Source organism: Nocardia lijiangensis NBRC 108240, assembly GCF_001613045.1.
GTDB lineage: Bacteria > Actinomycetota > Actinomycetes > Mycobacteriales > Mycobacteriaceae > Nocardia > Nocardia lijiangensis.
On the sequence record NZ_BDBP01000020.1, the window covers coordinates 20,270 to 37,997 of the forward strand.

16 protein-coding genes are annotated in these 17,728 nt (G+C 67.6%); 8 read left to right on the top strand and 8 right to left on the bottom strand.

Annotation, left to right across the window (positions count from 1 at the left end; all coding sequences use genetic code 11):
- Positions 1 to 41 precede the first annotated feature (41 nt).
- The 3 genes from NL1_RS36295 to NL1_RS08000 form a co-directional block, all read right to left on the bottom strand.
- Positions 42 to 212 carry a DUF2613 domain-containing protein gene (locus NL1_RS36295; protein WP_084510388.1) on the bottom strand — a complete coding sequence of 57 codons (171 nt, stop codon included), beginning with the start codon at positions 210 to 212 and terminating at the stop codon, positions 42 to 44.
- A 115-nt stretch (positions 213 to 327) separates the two neighbouring features.
- Positions 328 to 1,419 carry an isochorismate synthase gene (locus NL1_RS07995; RefSeq protein WP_067835941.1) on the bottom strand — a complete coding sequence of 364 codons (1,092 nt, stop codon included), beginning with the start codon at positions 1,417 to 1,419 and terminating at the stop codon, positions 328 to 330.
- 63 nt (positions 1,420 to 1,482) lie between these two features.
- Positions 1,483 to 1,968: a universal stress protein gene (locus tag NL1_RS08000; RefSeq protein ID WP_156094729.1), complete on the bottom strand. Its 486-nt coding sequence runs from the start codon at positions 1,966 to 1,968 to the stop codon at positions 1,483 to 1,485.
- A 626-nt stretch (positions 1,969 to 2,594) separates the two neighbouring features.
- Here NL1_RS08000 and NL1_RS38960 point away from each other — a divergent pair.
- From NL1_RS38960 to NL1_RS39325, 4 genes are all read left to right on the top strand, one after another.
- Entirely contained in the window at positions 2,595 to 3,866 is a 1,272-nt protein-coding gene (locus NL1_RS38960; RefSeq protein WP_067835943.1) for an ADP-ribosylglycohydrolase family protein, read from the top strand.
- 238 nt (positions 3,867 to 4,104) lie between these two features.
- Positions 4,105 to 5,262 carry a glycoside hydrolase family 3 N-terminal domain-containing protein gene (locus tag NL1_RS08010; RefSeq protein WP_067835945.1) on the top strand — a complete coding sequence of 386 codons (1,158 nt, stop codon included), beginning with the start codon at positions 4,105 to 4,107 and terminating at the stop codon, positions 5,260 to 5,262.
- Between the two features lie 278 nt (positions 5,263 to 5,540).
- The gene (locus tag NL1_RS08015; RefSeq protein ID WP_067835947.1) at positions 5,541 to 6,140 is read left to right on the top strand and encodes a TetR/AcrR family transcriptional regulator; all 600 of its coding nucleotides are present in this window, start codon (positions 5,541 to 5,543) and stop codon (positions 6,138 to 6,140) included.
- Between the two features lie 103 nt (positions 6,141 to 6,243).
- On the top strand, positions 6,244 to 7,626 hold the full coding sequence (locus NL1_RS39325) for a DUF5685 family protein (protein ID WP_307622164.1): 1,383 nt from the start codon (positions 6,244 to 6,246) through the stop codon (positions 7,624 to 7,626).
- Between the two features lie 55 nt (positions 7,627 to 7,681).
- On the opposite strand, the gene NL1_RS08025 is transcribed toward NL1_RS39325, so the two are convergent.
- On the bottom strand, positions 7,682 to 8,542 hold the full coding sequence (locus tag NL1_RS08025; RefSeq protein ID WP_084510400.1) for a MaoC family dehydratase: 861 nt from the start codon (positions 8,540 to 8,542) through the stop codon (positions 7,682 to 7,684).
- Positions 8,542 to 9,897, bottom strand: coding sequence for a 3-oxoacyl-ACP reductase (locus tag NL1_RS08030; RefSeq protein WP_067835951.1), 1,356 nt, complete (start codon positions 9,895 to 9,897; stop codon positions 8,542 to 8,544). Before NL1_RS08030 ends, NL1_RS08025 begins: the two co-directional genes overlap by 1 nt.
- A gap of 249 nt (positions 9,898 to 10,146) precedes the next feature.
- On the opposite strand from NL1_RS08030, the gene NL1_RS08035 reads away from it, so the two are divergent.
- Positions 10,147 to 11,469 carry an acetyl-CoA C-acetyltransferase gene (locus tag NL1_RS08035; protein WP_067835953.1) on the top strand — a complete coding sequence of 441 codons (1,323 nt, stop codon included), beginning with the start codon at positions 10,147 to 10,149 and terminating at the stop codon, positions 11,467 to 11,469.
- A 67-nt stretch (positions 11,470 to 11,536) separates the two neighbouring features.
- Here NL1_RS08035 and NL1_RS37390 read toward each other — a convergent pair whose 3' ends face one another.
- Both NL1_RS37390 and gnd read right to left on the bottom strand, forming a co-directional pair.
- Entirely contained in the window at positions 11,537 to 11,839 is a 303-nt protein-coding gene (locus NL1_RS37390) for a hypothetical protein (protein ID WP_156094730.1), read from the bottom strand.
- 177 nt (positions 11,840 to 12,016) lie between these two features.
- Positions 12,017 to 13,045: a phosphogluconate dehydrogenase (NAD(+)-dependent, decarboxylating) gene (gene gnd, locus NL1_RS08040; protein ID WP_067836127.1), complete on the bottom strand. Its 1,029-nt coding sequence runs from the start codon at positions 13,043 to 13,045 to the stop codon at positions 12,017 to 12,019.
- A 750-nt stretch (positions 13,046 to 13,795) separates the two neighbouring features.
- On the opposite strand from gnd, the gene NL1_RS08045 reads away from it, so the two are divergent.
- Positions 13,796 to 15,598: a VanW family protein gene (locus NL1_RS08045; protein WP_245673135.1), complete on the top strand. Its 1,803-nt coding sequence runs from the start codon at positions 13,796 to 13,798 to the stop codon at positions 15,596 to 15,598.
- 945 nt (positions 15,599 to 16,543) lie between these two features.
- Entirely contained in the window at positions 16,544 to 16,786 is a 243-nt protein-coding gene (locus NL1_RS08055) for a hypothetical protein (RefSeq protein WP_156094731.1), read from the top strand.
- Between the two features lie 106 nt (positions 16,787 to 16,892).
- Here the strand turns inward: NL1_RS08055 and NL1_RS38110 are convergent, their stop codons facing one another.
- Complete coding sequence (locus tag NL1_RS38110; RefSeq protein ID WP_067835959.1) at positions 16,893 to 17,147, bottom strand: helix-turn-helix domain-containing protein; 255 nt, start codon at positions 17,145 to 17,147, stop codon at positions 16,893 to 16,895.
- A gap of 141 nt (positions 17,148 to 17,288) precedes the next feature.
- Here NL1_RS38110 and NL1_RS08065 point away from each other — a divergent pair, with 141 nt between their 5' ends.
- Positions 17,289 to 17,510: a helix-turn-helix domain-containing protein gene (locus NL1_RS08065; protein WP_162272697.1), complete on the top strand. Its 222-nt coding sequence runs from the start codon at positions 17,289 to 17,291 to the stop codon at positions 17,508 to 17,510.
- Positions 17,511 to 17,728 lie beyond the last annotated feature (218 nt).

Here is a 17,728-nt window from a genome sequence, read left to right on the forward strand (position 1 = left end):
AGGAGCCGAGCGAGTCGGCGGATGAAGCGGCAGTCAGCGGCTCAGCGGCTGCCGTACTCAACGTTGTTGAGTAGCGAGGATTCCGCATCGCCGCTGCGGTCGATTTCGGGGCGCGTGTTCTGCTGCACCGCCGCGGTGATCACGAACACCGCGATCGCGCCGAGCACGGCACCGGCAACCGCGCTCGCAACACCAGGAACAGCAAACTTCATCGCGGCTCTCCAATACATCGGATCAGGCACATTCCGGGTCAACCTACAGCATGAAGCGCCCTCAGGGTGACCAAGGTGACAATGCGGCGTCTCACAATCTCGGATGTAGTGCGGATTACTCCGGGACCGCGCACTGCAACCCACCCAGGAAGGTGCGCAGTTTGGCCGTGGTTTCGTCCAGCTCGGACTGCGGTTCGGAGGCCGCGACGATGCCGCCGCCCGCGAAGGCGCGCAGCGAGCGACCATCCGCCGAGAGCTCCGCGCAACGGATCGCGACCACCCACTCGCCGTCGCCGCGGGCGTCGCACCAGCCGACCGCCCCGCCGTAGAAGCCGCGATCCTCCTCGATGTGGTTGATGGCGTCGAGGGCCAGCGCGGTGGGCGTGCCGCAGACCGCGGGGGTGGGATGCAGCAGCAGCGCCAAGTCCAGCGCGGTAATGGTGGGATCGGACAGGGTGCCGGTGATCGGGGTGGCCAGATGCCACACGTCGTGGGTGTTCATCAGCTGCGGGCCGTCCGGGATGGTCAGTTCGGCGCAGACGGGCGCCAGCACCTGCCGGATCCATTCGATGACGAACGCGTGCTCGTCCCGATTCTTCGTGCTGGTCAGCAGCTCCGCGGCCTGCGTGGCGTCGGCGTCCGGATCGGCGCGCCGCGGCAGCGTGCCCGCCAGCGGGCGCAACGTCACGGTGTCGCCGTGCCGCGCGACGAGCACCTCGGGCGTCGCACCGAGCAGCGTCGCGCCCGCGCGCCCGGCGGGCGTCAGATCGACGGCGTAGACGTTCGCGTGCGGGTGCCTGATGAGCAGTTGCGCGGCGACGAGTTCCGGGTCGAGCGCGCTGTCCGCCTCGGCGAGCACCGAACGGGCGGCGACCACCTTGCGCAGCGGCTGCGCCTGATCGTTGAGCTGCTCGACCAGTTTCGTCACCCGCGCGACATGTTCGGCAGGACTCGGTATCTCGGTGACCACCCGCACCGTGGGCAGCTCGGGCAACGCGGCGGGACGCCATGGACCCGCGGTGTGCTCGGCCCGCTCCGGCGCGGTGAGCGCGGCGGGCCGGTTCGGATCGAACGGCAGGGCACCGACGACGATCTCCGTCGTTCCGTCCCGCAATGCCGCGCGAGCGCGATCCGCGTCGTCGAAGGCCACCCGGGTTCCGGTCGCGCGCATCACGCCATTGGGCTGGGCGAGCAGGAATCCGTTCATGATTCCTCGACCATAGACCCGCGCGCGGGCCACAAGCGCGCCCGAGCGACCGAGATCACCGGGTCAGAATTCGCGCTGCGGTTCCTTGCCGGGTGGAACCATCAGCACCGGACGGTGGCAGTGCTTGAGCACCGCGTCGGCCACGCTGCTGTGCAGCAGGGCGCGAATACCGGTGGCGCCGCGGGTGCCCGCGACGATGATGTCCACGTCCAAGTCGTCGGCGCATTCGACGATCGCGTTCCAGATGGTGGTGGTGCATTCGGCCGTGCGTGCCTCGGCGTTCAGGCCCGCGAGCTTGGCCAGCCGCACGCCCTCGGTGTTGATGTTGCGCGCGTCGACGTAGGCGATGTCCTCGATCTCCTCGTCGGGCACCCACTCGGGCTGCATCACCCCGGACAATCCCGAGAGCCGAGCGGCCTGACGCACCATGGGCTCCCACGCCGTGAGCACCACGGCTCTGTCCGCGGAGAGAAACCGGCCGGCGTATTCGATGGCGCGCTTGGCGTTCTCGGAGCCGTCGTAGGCGATGAGCATCAGATCGCAGGGCACGGTGACCTCCTGGTCGGAGTCTCCTGGCTATGGGATCGAGGTTACCCCCGCTCGCAGACCCGCGGCGGGTGCGGCGCGCAGGGATAATCGGGGCATAGGAGTGCGGTTGAGCAGCGGAAACCGGCGACGGGAGCGCGATGGACCGGACGATCGAAGCGGTGTTCTTCGGCAGGCACGAGGCCGACCCTCGCGCCCTGTTGTACTTCGAATGGCGGCAGCGTCTCGAATCCGGATACGAGGTCGGCCGATTCGAGTCGGGGGTTCGTTCGCTGGCTACCGCCGAACCGGGGGACGCGGGTGCGTGCTGGGCGTTGTTGGCGGAGATAGAGGCAGCGCCGCGGGATCCGGAGTGGGGGTATGACGAGACCGGGCCGGTGCCCGTGGGGAGCCGGGGCGTCGAATTGCGGATGGGCCGAGGCGATGTGTTCGCATCCGAATCCGGCGATTCGGCGACGCCGTGCCGTGCCGGGCCGGGCGCTGGAGTGGATGTTGCGGGGCCTGCCGGGCACTCCGGGCTCGTGCCCTCGTCGGGCGGACATAAGACTGCTTCCGGTTCGGTTTCGAGCGGTTGCAGGCCGGGTGGTTCGGCGTCGACGGGCTCCGAGTCTGCCGGTCTCTCATCGTCGATGGCGTCGGGTTCGGCGGTCCCCTCCACTCCGGATGACGAACTCCTGGACCGCATCTACGGCGGCTGGCTCGGCCGGTGCGTCGGCTGCACGCTCGGCAAACCGCTGGAGAACGGATTCGTGTGGACGCGTGAGCACATCCGCGCGTATCTGGAACGGGCAGGCGCTTATCCGCTGACCGACTACGTCCCCGCTGTCCTCCCACCCCCGTTTCCGCTGAACCCGACCTGGCCGGTGTCGGCGCGCGGCCGGGTCGACGGCGCTCCGCGCGACGACGACATCGACTACACCGTGCTCGGACTACACCTCCTGGAATCTCGCGGCCTGAACTTCACGACAGACGACGTCGCGACACTGTGGCTGGAACGCCTGCCCTTCCTCCAGACCTACACCGCCGAACGTGTCGCGTACCGCAATCTCGTCGACGGACTGCATCCACCGAAGACCGCCACATTCCGCAATCCCTACCGCGAGTGGATCGGCGCGATGATCCGCGCTGACATCTTCGGCTACGTCAATCCGGGAAACCCACAGCGCGCCGCCGCCCTTGCCGCCCGCGAGGCCGCCGTATCCCACACGGGCAACGGCATTTACGCCGCGATGTGGGCGGCCGCCCTGATCGCCGCGGCATTTACCGCAGGCACCCCACCCGCACCACCTACCGGCGATCCGTCTCCGACGCCGACCGCCGATGACACGGCTCCTCGAGGCACGTCCGGGGGCCCTGCTCGCGGGCTCGCCGCGGATGGTTCTGTTGCCGCGACGACTTCCGGCGACCCATCTGCCCTTCTCTCGGCTGGCAGCCTTGCTCGCGGGCTCGCCGCGGAAAGTTCCGCTGCTGTAACGACTTCTGCCGCTCTCGTGGCCGCTCAGAGCGTCATCCCACCGCGTTCTCGCCTCGCGGTCGCGCTCACCGAGGTGTACGACGACTACCACCGCGGACTCTCGTGGGAAGAGGCGGTGGACAACATCGACGCAAGGCACGGTGCCTACAACTGGGTTCACGCCATCCCCAACGCATGTCGTGTCGCCGCTGGACTATTTTGGGGCGCAGGTGATTTCACCCGCACCATCGCACTCACCGTGCAAAGCGGCGCCGACACGGACTCCAACGGCGCCACCGCCGGTTCGGTCGCCGGAATTCTCCTCGGCGCCAAGAGGATTCCCGCTCACTGGACCGATCCCCTGCATGACACCTTGCACAGCGCCGTAGTGGGTTACGACGGGGCATGCATCTCTGATCTCGCCCGCCGCACGTGGGCACTGGTGTGAGATCGACACGCCCGCCCACTCCGAGGTCATGGACCTCGCGAGGCAGGTGCGGTCGGTCGGCGGTTCCCAGCGTTCGCGGCTCGCAGCGCGTGTGCCTACCCGGGTTCTTCGGGGGTGGTGTCGGCTTCGCGTCGATCACCAAAAACCCTGATCAAACCCTCTCCCTCCACCCACCGAAACACCCCGACAACCCCACCCGCGAACACCCCCACCCACGCCGCGCACTACCGTGAAACCCATGCGAAAGACGCCTCTCGTCCTGCTCGCACTCTGCGCCGCGGTCGCAACTGCCTGCTCCGGCGGTGACACTCCAACGCCTGTGGCTTCTTCACCGGCCGAACCCCCCCAACCGACGTTGGCAGCTCCGGCCAGCCCGCCCAAGCGCGACTGCAACGCGGAGTACCTAGCGAAGTTCACCCCGCGCCAGAAGCTCGCGCAGCTGCTCACCGTAGGCGTGACCGGTGGCGCCGACGCGGCGAACGTGGTGCGCAACGAGCAGGTCGGCGGCATCTTCCTAGGCGGCTGGACCGACCGGTCGCTGCTCTCCGGCCCCGCGCTGGACGAGGTCAAGGCGGTGGCGACCACGCCGCTGATGGTGACCATCGATGAGGAGGGCGGCCGCGTCTCGCGGGTCCGCGACATCATCGGACCCGTCCCGTCGGCCCGCGTCGTCGCGCAGACCATGACCCCGGAAGAGTTCTACGACGCCACCGTGACCCGCGGCCGGGATCTGAAGGCACTCGGCGTGACCGTCAACTTCGCCCCCGACGTGGATGTGAGCAGCCAGCCCGACGACACCGTTATCGGCGACCGCTCCTTCTCCGACGACCCCGAGGTGGTCACCCGCTACGCGGACGCCTACATCCGTGCGATGCGCGAGGTGGGCGTCGGCACCGTGATGAAGCACTTCCCCGGCCACGGCTCCGGATCGGGCGACTCGCACACCGGCGCGGTGCGCACGCCGCCGCTGGATGAGCTCCAGACCGTGGACCTGGTGCCCTTCCGCAACCTGATCGGTTCCGGCGCGGCCGTGATGGTCGGCCACCTGGACGTCCCCGGCCTGACCGAGCCGAACGTGCCCGCCAGCATCAGCCCGCAGGCCATGTCGCTGCTGCGCGAGGGCACCGGGTACGGGGCCGCACCGTTCGACGGCCCGATCTTCACCGACGACCTCGGCGGCATGGCGGCCATCACCACCCGGATGACCATCGAGGACGCGGTCGAGGCCGCCCTGGTGGCGGGCGCGGACAACGCCCTGTGGATCACCACCGATGCCGTCCCGACCGTGCTTGACCAGCTCGAGCAGGCGGTGGCCAGTGGTCGGCTGCCCGCCGCCCAGGTCGACAAGTCGGTGCTGCGGATGGCCGCCTACAAGGGGGCGCTGCCGCCTTGCTGAGCGGACGGCCATCCCCGGGGTACGCCCGCTCTCTTATGACGTACAGGCGAGCTTCGCGCCGAGCCCCGTAGTATCGCTGCGTTTCCGTAGACGGGTCCCGCTACCGGCGGTGTCGACCGGTTCGGCTCACCCGAGGGGATCGCTGACGGGCGACGCCCGTCCCCCAGCGCGCGTGTGGGCCGGAGCGCACAGCGAACACCGGCGACTGGTGAGCAAATCCGTCCCGCGGAACTTACCTTGGAGTAATATAAGAGATTCACCATGTGGTAGGAGAGTGGATGGCGGGCGGAACGAAGCGACTTCCTCGGGCGGTTCGTGAGCAGCAGATGCTCGACGCCGCGGTCGAGGTTTTCGCGCGCAAGGGTTTCCACGATACGTCGATGGACGCGATTGCCGCCGAGGCGAAGATCTCCAAGCCGATGTTGTATCTCTACTACGGCTCCAAAGACGAACTGTTCCGCGCGTGCATCCAGCGCGAGGGCCTGCGCTTCATCGAGGCCGTCGCGCCCGCAGGCAACCCGCTGCTCACCCCGCACGAGCAGGTGCGCACCGCGCTGGAGGGCTTCCTCGGGTTCGTCGACAGCAACCGCAAATCCTGGCAAGTGCTCTATCGGCAGGCGATCGGTCAGCAAGCCTTCGCCTCCGAGATCGACAACGCCCGCGAGCGGGTCATCGAACTCACCGCCAAGCTACTGGAATCCAGCGCCAAGCACGCCGAACCCGGCACCAACTTCGACGTCGTCGCGGTCGCGGTGATCGGCGCGGGCGAGGCCATCGCCGATCGCCTCGCCAGCGGGCGCATCGAGGTCGCCGAGGCCGTCGACCTGCTCGACGATCTGGCCTGGCGCGGTCTGGCCGGTCGCAAGAAGCCGGAGTAACCGGCATACCGTTTGCCAGCCGGGCGGTGCTCTGCCACTCTCTGTCGAGATCACAGCTGGAGGGCCCACGCGGCTCGGGGACAAACGGGGAAAATTGTTCGGGATGCTCAGGCCGTGTGCGCACGGCGCAGAAAAGTACGGAATCGACGCGGCCGAGTGGCGGGCGCACATGTGCGGGCTGTGTCTGGGCCTGCGCGACGGGCACGGTCAGCTGGCGCGCACCGCGACGAATACCGACGCGATCTTGCTCAGCGTGTTGACCGAGGCGCAGCTGCCCGCTCCTTCGGCGCGCACCACCGCGGGACGCTGCCCGCTGCGCGGCATGCAGCGAGCCGAAGTGGCCGCCGCCGATTCACCGGGGGTCCTGCTCGCCTCGACCGCGTCGCTGTTGCTCGGCTCGGCCAAACTGCGGGATCACGTCGCCGACGGTGACGCTTCGCGGCTTGCCGGACGGCCCATGACCAGGATGTCGACGCGCTGGGCGGACAGCGCTCGCAGGCAAGCCGCGCTGATCGATTTCGACGTGGAACCCCTTGTGGCCGCGATCGATTCACAACAGCTCGTGGAGAGCCGCGCGGCCGCCCGTCTGTCATCGACTCGCCCGGCGGCGGGCACCGCGGGGCGGGACGGAATCGGGGGGCGTCGTGACGTGTACGCCGGTGCGGGAAGGTTCGACCGAAATCCGATCGCGCCCAACGCTGCTTCCGGTGAGCCGCCTGTCACGCTCGATCCCAACACTACTTCCGGAGAACCGCCGGTCACACTGGACGAACTCACGGCCCCGACTGCCCTGTGCGCGGCCGAACTCTTCGCCCACACTGCGATTCTGGCGAACCGCCCGGAGAACGCCGACCAACTCCGCACCGTGGGAGGGCATTTCGGCCGCATCGCTCACCTCTCCGATGCCATAGCGGATTTCGACGACGACACCGCGCACGGTCGCTTCAACCCGCTCACCGCGACGGGAACCACCCTCGCGGAATCGTACGAGCTGGTGCGCGGGTCCGACGCAGAGCTGCGCAGGGTTCTCGCCACTGCCCGCCTGGCCGACGTCCCCACCATCCGCTGGATGCTGCTCGATCCGCTGCACGCGCTGGTGCACCGGCTCGGCATGGGTGTCGGAGCGGTAACCACACACGCCTGCAACACAACTCGAACTGATCACCAGCACGCGTACCGCTCTGGCTCCGGCCGCCGCGCGTCATCGCCGACTCCCGTCCTCGGCGAGACGACCCGCTCCCACCGCACCGGCCACCGCCCACCCACCCGCCGCCCCGGCGTCGGCGAGGCGCTCGCCCTCGTGCTCGGCGTCTACTGCACCGGCTACGCCTGCTGCGCCGACCACACCAGCCCCTGCACCGGCGAACGCAAGGACGCGTGGTGGAAGGGCTGCGACTGCGGTTCCTGCTGCGACTGCGCCAACTGCTGCTCCGGCTGCGGCGATTGCTGCAGTTGCGGGGACTGCGGTTGCGGCTGCGACTGCTGACGAACGCGAAAACGCCCCCGAATCAGAGAGATTCGGGGGCGTCCGCGAAGCGAGCTCAGCGCAGCGTCGCCGTCAGATGCGGGTAGCCCTTCTTCGGGTGCAGCAGCGACAGATCCCAGCCGCCCTCGACCTTATCGGCGTAGACGTTCACCGTGGCGGGAAGCAGAATCGGTTTGCCGAACTTCACCGTGTAGGTGGCCTTCTCGGGAATGCGGCCCTCGATGTTGCCGAGGACGTTGGCCGCCGACCACATGCCGTGGGCGATCGCCTTCGGGAAGCCGAACGCCTTGGCGCCCAACGCCGAGGTGTGGATCGGGTTGTGATCACCGGACGCGTTGGCATACCGGGTGATCATCTTCTGATCCACCCGCAGGGCGCGCAGCGGCGGCGGGGGCACCTCCTCCGGCTTCGGCTCGCCCTTGGGCTGATCCGACAGCGACGTGCGCTGCTGGTGCAGGAAGGTGGTGACCTGTCGCCACACCTGCTCGCGGCCGACGCTGACCTCGGTTATCGCATCCACCAGCAGCCCCTTCGGGTGCTCGCGCAGGTTCTCGATGTGGGTGCGGAAGTCCAGCGGCTCGCTCACCGAGATCTCGCGCGTGCGCTCGATCACGTTCTGCGCGTGCACCGCACCCACCGCGACGAACGGGAAGTCGCGGGCCACCACCAGCTGCATGGCCAGTGGGAAGCTCAGGATGAACGGGTAGGTCAGCGGCAGCGAGTCACCGAAGCGCAGGCCGGTGGCCCGGCAGTAGGCGGCCAGGTGATCCGGGTCCACCTTCACTCCGTCGAGCCGGACGACCCGATCCGGCACTGTCGACTTGCGCGCCGAAAGCAGCGGCACAGCGCCCAGCGCGGCCTTCACGAAAAGGCTGCTGTTCTTGGGTGCTTCGGCCAGCGAGATGGTCTCGGTCATCATGCTCCGATCAGGCTCTGGCCGCAGACCCGAACCACGTTGCCGCTCACCGCGTTCGAGGCCGGGCTGGCGAAGAACGCGATGGTCTCGGCCACGTCGACGGTCTGGCCGCCCTGCGACAGCGAGCTCATCAGGCGACCGGCCTCGCGGGTGCCGAGCGGGATGGCGGCGGTCATCGCGGTCTCGATGAAGCCGGGCGCCACGGCGTTGATGGTGATGCCCTTCTCCGCCAGCTTCGGGGCCTCCGCGTCGACCATGCCGATGACGCCCGCCTTGGAGGCGCCGTAGTTGGTCTGGCCGCGGTTGCCCGCGATGCCCGCGATGGACGACACGTCGATCACGCGGCCGCCCTCCTTGAGCACGCCCTTGGCCACGAGGCCCTCGGTGATGCGGTGCGGGGCAGCGAGATTCACGTTGATGACCGAGTTCCAGCGGCCCGCGTCCATGTTGGCGAGCAGCTTGTCGCGGGTGATGCCCGCGTTGTGCACGATGATGTCGATGCCGCCGAAGCGCTCGGTGGCGAACTCGGCGAGCTTGTCCGCGGCGTCGGGCGCGGTCACGTCCAGTGCGAGCGCGGTGCCGCCGACCTTGTTGGCGGTCTGTGAGAGCGCCTCGCCCGCGGCGGGGATGTCGGCGACGATCACCTTCGCGCCGTCACGAGCGAACACCTCGGCGATGGTCGCGCCGATGCCGCGCGCGGCACCGGTGACCACGGCGACCTTGCCCTCCAGCGGACGGTCCCAGCTGGCCGGGGCGGTGGCGTCGTCCTTGCCGACCCGGATCACCTGGCCGTCGACGAACGCCGACTTGCCCGAGAGCAGGAAGCGCAGCGTGGACTCCAGTCCGGTCGCGGCGGCCGAAGCCTCCGGGTGCAGGTACACCAGCTGGGCGGTGGAGCCGCGCAGCAGCTCCTTGGCGACCGAGCGGGTGAAGCCCTCGAGCGCGCGCTGGGCGATCTGCCCGTCGACGCTGCCCGCCAGCTCCGGCGTGGTGCCGATGACCACGACGCGGCCGGACGCGGCAATGCTGCGCATCGCGGGCTGGAAGAACTCGAACAGCTGGGACAGGTCCTCGATCGAGCCGATGCCGGTCGCGTCGAAGACCAGCGCGCCGTACTTGGCGCCCTGGCTCAACGAGTCGGCAAAGGTGTAGTCGGAAAGCAGCGCGCGCACGGGCTCGGCGACGCGGCCCTTACCGCCGATGAGCACCGGGCCCGCCAGCGGCGGCTCGCCCTTGGCGTAGCGGCGCAGGTGCTCCGGCTGCGGCAGACCCAGCTTGCTCGCCAGGAACTGGCCGGGGGCGGAGTGGACGAACGATCCGTAGAGGTTGGGTGCACCCTTGCTCTTGGCTGCCACTGTTCCTACCTTTTCTGTCTCGAATTTCGCGGATGTCTGGTTCGCCCCTGGTGTTCCGCACGTTTCCGCGAGGGCCTGGACTGCGTGGCAGGCACCGCGCGGTGGGCGTGTCAGCGCACATTTGCGGGGTACAGTGTCGACAACAAACTTACTCCAGAGTAAGTTTAAAGTAAACCAACGCGCGGGGCACTGATCTGCGAAGGACCGCACCCGGGCGCCGGCACACCCGACGAGACCTTGGAGACTCGAGTGACAAACAAAGCCCGTTCAACCAAGAGCCCGGCCAAGACCGCGAAGACGACGCGTCCGGTCGCGATCGTGGGCGGCAACCGGATTCCGTTCGCTCGCTCCGACAAGGCGTACGCGCACGCCTCCAACCAGGACATGTTCACCGCCGCGCTGGACGGTCTGGTGAGCCGGTTCAACCTGCAGGGCGAGCGGCTCGGCATGGTCGTCGGCGGCGCTGTCCTCAAGCGGGTCGGCGAGCACGGCATGATCCGCGAAAGCGTTCTGGGCAGCAAGCTTTCGCCCTACACCCCGGCGCACGACCTGCAGCTCGCCTGTGGCACCGGCCTCCAGGCGATCGTCACCGTCGGTGACGCGATCGCGGCGGGCCGCATCGAGGCGGGCGTCGGCGGCGGCACCGATACCACCTCCGACGCGCCGATCGGCGTCAGCGAAGGCATGCGCGAGTGGATGCTCGACGTCAACCGCGCCAAGACCAACAAGGACCGCCTGAAGCTGGTCGGCCAGCTGCGCCCGGGCATGGTCGGCGTCGAGATCCCGCGCAACGCAGAGCCGCGCACCGGCCTGTCCATGGGTGAGCACGCCGCCATCACCGCCAAGGAATTCGGCGTCGCGCGCGAGGCGCAGGACGAGCTGGCCTACCTCTCGCACAAGAACATGGCCGCCGCCTACGACCGTGGCTTCTTCGACGACCTGATCACCCCGTTCCTCGGCCTGACCCGCGACGACAACCTGCGTCCGAACTCCTCGATCGAGAAGCTGGCCACCCTGAAGCCGGTCTTCGGCAACAAGCTGGGCGACGCCACCATGACCGCGGGCAACTCCACCCCGCTCACCGACGGCGCGTCCGCGGTGCTGCTGTCCAGCGACGAGTGGGCCGCCGAGCGCAACCTGCCGGTGCTCGCCCACCTGGTGGACTCCGAGGTCGCCGCCGTCGACTACATCCACGGCCCCGACGGCCTGCTGATGGCGCCCACCTACGCGGTGCCGCGCATGCTGGCCCGCAACGGCCTGACCCTGCAGGACTTCGACTACTACGAGATCCACGAGGCCTTCGCCTCCGTGGTGCTCGCGACCCTGCAGGCGTGGGAGTCCGACCAGTACTGCAAGGAGCGCCTCGGCCTCGACGGCGCGCTCGGCTCGATCGACCGCAGCAAGCTCAATGTGAACGGTTCCTCGCTCGCCGCGGGCCACCCGTTCGCCGCGACCGGCGGCCGTATCGTCGCCTCCACCGCGAAGATGCTCGCCGAGAAGGGATCTGGCCGTGCGCTGATCTCCATCTGCGCCGCGGGCGGCCAGGGCGTTGTCGCCATCCTGGAGCGCTGACGTCGCACACACCGAAGGCGGCATCCGGTCGAACCGGATGCCGCCTTTCGTCTTTGCGACGAAATGCTCACATCCTCAGAGCTTTTCGATCTCCGCCCGGACACGCAACTCCCGCTCGGTGCGCCGCAACGGCGATCCCGAGAACGGAAGCTCCGAATACTCGAAACCCGCCGGTGCCAAGCGATGTCAACGTATTGATGGCCGCTTTTACTTGGATCGCCCAGAAATCGGCAGTATCTTGCCGAAATGCGCTGATCCGAGGCCATCTCGCCATCTTCACGGCGGAAATCGGCAGCATTCTGCCGAAATGAAAGGAGCCGCTGTCGATGTGGTGAACCGCAGTAATCGGCACGATGCTGTCGAATGCCACTCCTGAGGACTCGACCCATGGCGCAACGATGTCTTCGCACACCCTTTCAACGCCTCGCAGGGGTCGCAAGATCTGCGAAGCGTTGAAAACATATGCGAAGGCGAGGTTTCAGGGCGCGGTCGTGAACGCGGTCGGCTTCCGACATCCGAGAACTCGCCGGCACTTGGCGGTTCGTGCTTATTTCGGCGGCAACTCGTAATGCCCGCCGAACGCCTGGCGCATGGCGGAGAGCAGCTTGTCCGCGTACAACGACTCGCCGCGCGAGGAGAAGCGGGCGAACAAGGCGGCCGAGAGCACGGGCGCGGGCACACCGGTGTCGATCGCGGCGTCCAGGGTCCAGCGGCCCTCGCCGGAGTCCGAGACTCGACCGCCGAACGAGTCCAGGTTCGGATCCGCGTACAGCGCGCCGGCGGTCAGATCCAGCAACCACGAGGCGACCACCGACCCCCGCCGCCACACTTCTGTGACTTCCGGCACATCGATGTCGTACTGGTAGTACTCGGGATGTTCCAGCGGCGTCTCCTCTGCCGAGAACTCGCCCTTGTGCGCGGCGCCGTAATTGGCCTTGTGCAGGATGTTGAGGCCTTCGGCGTAGGCCGCCATGGCGCCGTACTCGATGCCGTTGTGCACCATCTTCACGAAGTGGCCCGCGCCTGCCGGACCGCAGTGCAGGTAGCCCTGCTCGGCGGTGGACGGGTCCCCGGTGCGGCCCGGGGTGCGCGGGGCGGCGTCGACGCCGGGCGCGATGGATTTCAGCAGCGGATCCAGGTACTTCACCTGCTCGGCCTCGCCGCCGATCATCAGGCAGAAGCCGCGGGCCAGGCCGAAGACGCCGCCGGAGGTGCCGATGTCCAGGTAGTGGAGGCCTTTCGGGGTCAGCTTCTCGGCGCGTTCGATGTCCTGGTGGTAGCGGCTGTTGCCGCCGTCGATGATGATGTCGCCGGGTTCGAGCAACTCGGCCACCTGGTCGATCACCGCGCCGGTCGCGCCCGCCGGGATCATCACCCACACCACCCGGGGTGTTTCCAGCATGCTCACGAATTCCGCGAGGTCGGTGGTTCCCCGGAAATTTTCGCCCAGATCGGCGCGCAGCTCGTCGATGTTGTGGAGCTTGCGTTCGTAGCCGACGGCGGTGTGCCCATCCCAGACGATGCGACGGACGATGTTGGCACCCATTCGCCCGAGGCCGATCATTCCCAGCTGCATTCCGTCCATCTCCTCGTGTGTTGGAGCTGTCTGGCGGGGTCGTCCTCGATTGTCCCGCGAAGTGTGTAACGCGGGGTGCGCTGCTCCGATAAACAGATCGGCTCCGCGCAGTTGCCAGACCCCCGACCCGGCAACTGCGCGGGGCTCTTCCGTGTTCAGGGTGGTTCATTGCACAAGGTTTGCTGCGCGTCCGAGCTGAACTGGCGCTCCCGGCGCGGGCAACTATCGTGGATGACGACCCGCACCGTGCGCGGTCCAGAAACACACGTTCACCGGGAGGGACGGTTCGTGACCACCGAATCGAGCACCGGACACCGCGGCCGCGACCGACGCCAGGAAGGCGAGGTCGGGCTGCGTCACCTACTCGAATCGAACCGCGAATCGCCAGATGAGGCGAAGACCACACAGCTTCCGGTGACGCAGCCCGGCGCGGCTCCACAAGGGGTGGTCGATTCCGCCCCCACCACGCCGATGCGCGTCGCTTCACCGCCGACCGGCGGAGCCGCGCAGCCGACTGCCGCTGGTCACGGGCCTGCTCACGGACCCACCGCCCACGGTCCTGCTGGTTATGGTCCTGCTGCTCACGGTCCTGCCGGTCACGATCCTGCTGCTCATGGTCCTGCTGGTTACGGGCCCGCGGCTCACGAGCCTGCTGGTTATGGTCCTGCTGCTCACGGTCCTGCTGGTCACGATCCCGCCGCTCAGGGTCCCACCGCCTACGGTCCCACCGCTCAGGGAGCCGCCGCTCAGGTGGCTGCCAGCGCTCAGGCCGCAGACGCGACCCAGGTGATCGACACCGAGGGACCGCACGAGAACCGGCAGCGCTGGGAGAACGCGCGCAGATCCAGACCGAGACCGGAGCCCGCCGATTCCGGGTCGTGGTGGCGCAACCCCGCCATCCGTCGCGCCGGAATCGCCGCGGGAACCCTGATCGCAGTCGGTGGCCTCGGCTACGCCGTGGACGCCGTGCTCTCTTCCGGCGACGTACCGCGCGGAGTGGTCGTGGCCGGGATCGACATCGGGGGGATGGACGTCGACGAAGCCGACGCCAAGCTCCGCACCACCCTCGACGGCCGCGCCGGGCAGGAACTGCCCCTGCAGATCGGCGACGTGCGAGCCGAGCTCACCCCCTCCACCGCCGGCCTCACCGTCGACTGGGAGGACACCTGGGACCGCATCGGCGGCCAGCCCATCAACCCCTTCGCCCGCTTGGTCTCCTTCTTCGGCACCCGCGAGGTCCCGGTCGCCAGCACCGTCGACGCCGCCGCGCTGGACAGTCAGCTCGCCGCATTGCGCGTGCACGATCGCCCCACGGTCGAGGGCACCATTCAGTTCCAGAACGGCAAGCCGGTCGCCGTCCCGCCCGTACCCGGCCGCGTGCTCGACATGCCCGCCGCGCGAAACGCGTTGATCGACAACTGGGTCGAGGGCGGGACCCTCGAATTGCCCGTTGTCCCAGCACCGCTCACCGTCCGCGTCGAGGCCGTCCAGCATGCGCTACACGAGATCGCCGAACCCGCCGTGCGTGGCGACGTGGTCTTCACAGGTAAGGACGGCGACGCCAGACTCACCCCCGAGCAGATCGCGACCGTGCTGAGCTTCGCTCCCGACGGGCAGGGCGGTCTCGCCGCGAACTACGACCTCAACGCCGCGACCGCCATCCTCGCCCCGCAGCTCGCGAAATCCGAGGTCGAGCCCAAGGACGCGACGTTCGCGGTGAGCGGCGGAGCGCCACAGATCGTGCCCGCGGTGGTCGGCGAAAAGATCAACTGGCCGAAGACCCTCGAACAGCTGTCCACGCTGCTCGCGGCATCTCAGCAACGCAGCGCGGCCGCAGTCTACGAGAAGATCGAACCCAAGCTCACCACCGAGGCCGCACAGGGACTCGGCATCGTCGAACAGATGGGCTCGTTCACCACCAGCGGCTTCAGTGGACCGTCCGGCATCAACATCCGCACCGTGGCTCTGAAGGTGAACGGCGCCGTCGTCCGGCCGGGAGAAACGTTCTCGCTCAACGATTTCACCGGTCCGCGCGGCACCGCGGAAGGCTACGTCGAATCCGGGATCATCGACCACGGCCGCCCGAGCACTGCCGTCGGCGGCGGCATCAGCCAGTTCGCCACCACCCTCTACAACGCCGCCTACTTCGCCGGACTCGAAGACGCGGGCCACACCGAACACAGCTATTACATCTCCCGCTACCCGGCCGCCCGCGAGGCCACCGTCTTCGACGGCGCCATCGACCTCAAATTCCGCAACAACACCCAAAGCGGCGTCTACATCGAGACTTTCGCCACCGGCTCGGAGATCACCGTCCGCCTCTGGGGCACCAAGACGGTCGACGTCGAATCCATCACCGGCGACAAGAGCAAGCCCACCGAGCCCAACACCATCACCCTCCCGAAGGGCAAGGACTGCATCGCGTCCGAGGGCGCGGAGGGCTTCACCATCTCCGATACCCGCGTGATCAAGGATCGTAAGACCGGGCGCGAAGTGACGCGAGCGACGCGGACGGTGAAGTACGACCCGATTCCGGTCGTGAAGTGCGAGTGAGCTGTCGATCCCGGTCGGCGGATGCCGCTGAGAAGACGGATCGAGCAGAGTGATGTAAACGTCGGCCTGTATCGCTGGCAGATTCGTGCACTGCCGCGAATTCCCTTTTCCTGCAGGTCAACTGGCGAGGGAGTCGGGGAGCATGGCTGTCCGCACGTCGCCTCATAGCCAGCGGGGTGATCGAAGTCCGCGTATACCGTGCGCCCGGTCATCGGCACAGGCATGCTCATCAGCGAATTCATTGCGGACTGCCGCACGCCGGTGATATTCGTATGTTCGAGTAGGGTCGTCTCTGCATTGGTTGGGCAGGTGGTTCCGGCCGCGGATTCCGGCCTCTTGATGCGGTACGGATGCCGGGGCCCTTGCGGCGGGCCGCGGTGGGTGTGGGGTTCATCGGGGAGTCACACCGACGTGCCACTCTTTGTGGTGATCCTGTTCGAGGAAGGCTGGGGAGTGGTGTCGGATGGGGAATTCCGGTCACGATTCATGTGATCCGACCGTGGAGCGGACGTTGTTCGCATTCCAGAGCGTGGGCAGCGGCAGTATGCGAAATACTATGGCGCTCAGTATGTATCGGCGCGCAGGCGAGTCAGGGGCGGGTCGCGACCAAGTGTGGGTGGACGGTTGGAAGCGACACAGTTGTGCAGGCGGCGCCCTCGAAGTCCCGAGGTTCGAACCGTCGGATTTCGTTGGTATGGAACGGGTTCAACCGTGTTCGAGAGTCGCACGGCACCGTCGGATGACGCGCTACCGCGAACCTTCAGCTATCGGCTCGAAGCATCCCTCGATCGGACTGTACCTGCGAATCGTCGTGTAACAGGGCAACTTTGGCGAGCTTCGTGCGCGGCGATGGGATATAACTACCGTGATTCTGGGACGGCAGTGGAAATTCGTTCCAGGCTCGCGCTCGAGGGTTGAGCACTGAGATGAAGGGGAATTGTGGTCGTGGACCAGATCGGCTCGGTAATTGAGTTGGCAGCGGGGCGGGGTGCGGGTGCTGCGGCAGCACTGGGCGCGGCGATCGGTGACGACGCTGCGCATCGGGTTCTGCACGGCACCGCGACGTTGTGCGATGTGGTGCTGGCTTCTTGGGTCTTGGGTGTCGACACGGTTCAGGCCGTCGTCGAATACGCCGAAGTGGCCATCGGATCCGCCGTCAAGGGAGTCCCCGGTTCGCGCTGCGCGTGAACCATCGCGCGCGGGTCGCTCGGCCCGCGCGACGCGTTCATGGTCGGGGATCGACTGCCCGGGTCCGTAGGTTCGGCCCGGGCAGCAATCTATGTTGGAGTAGTGATCAGTCCGTGCGCTCGATGTCTTTCAGCGCCATGCTGACGAACTCGCGCATGGGAATCTCCAGCGCCTCGCACAGTGCGTGCAGTTGTTGCATGTCAGGGGATCGCTCGCCGTTCTCGAAGCGCTGAATCGTGCTGACGGCGAGGCCGGTCAGTTCCGACAGTTGCTGACGGGTCAGGTCGCGGCGTGCTCGCGCCGCTCGCAACTCGTTCCCCACCGCACGATTGATGCCCGAAGCCGTCTCTTTCGCACCCATATGGACCATTCTGAGGTCCGAATGGCTACCTCGCAAACGACATGCCGCTGGCGTCGCCAGGTCGCGCCGCGATAGCTCGCGGCCCGACCCGAAAGCCGATCGGGCTTGTGAAAGGTCCGAACGGACCTTATGGTGATCCGTATGGATCATTTGGATGTCATGGTTGCGGAGCGTGTGCAACACGTTCTTGCGAAGCGGGGGGTCGGACTGAATGACCTGGTCAAGCACACCGGGATGCCTGCGGCGACACTGCAGCGGCGGTTAGCTGCACGTGGGTCCTTCACACTTTGCGAACTTGCCCGTATCGCCGCGTTCGTCGGTTGCCGGACCGCCGAGCTGATCCCGCGGATGGGGGAGAAGTGACCACATGGCGGGAGAGGGGCCTTGAGCCGAACGTGTCTCAAACCTTTTGTGACTGGAATCACGTCCGCTCGACCTCGGAATTCGACGCTGCGGGCGATCGATCAGCTACCGCGACGGTCGCACTCGCGTGCGTCGTCGGCGCTTCTGCGCGATCGGTCGGATGCGCCGAGCGGGCGTCGCCCGACCCCCGAGGCGCAGCGAGATCACGGCGTGCGGTG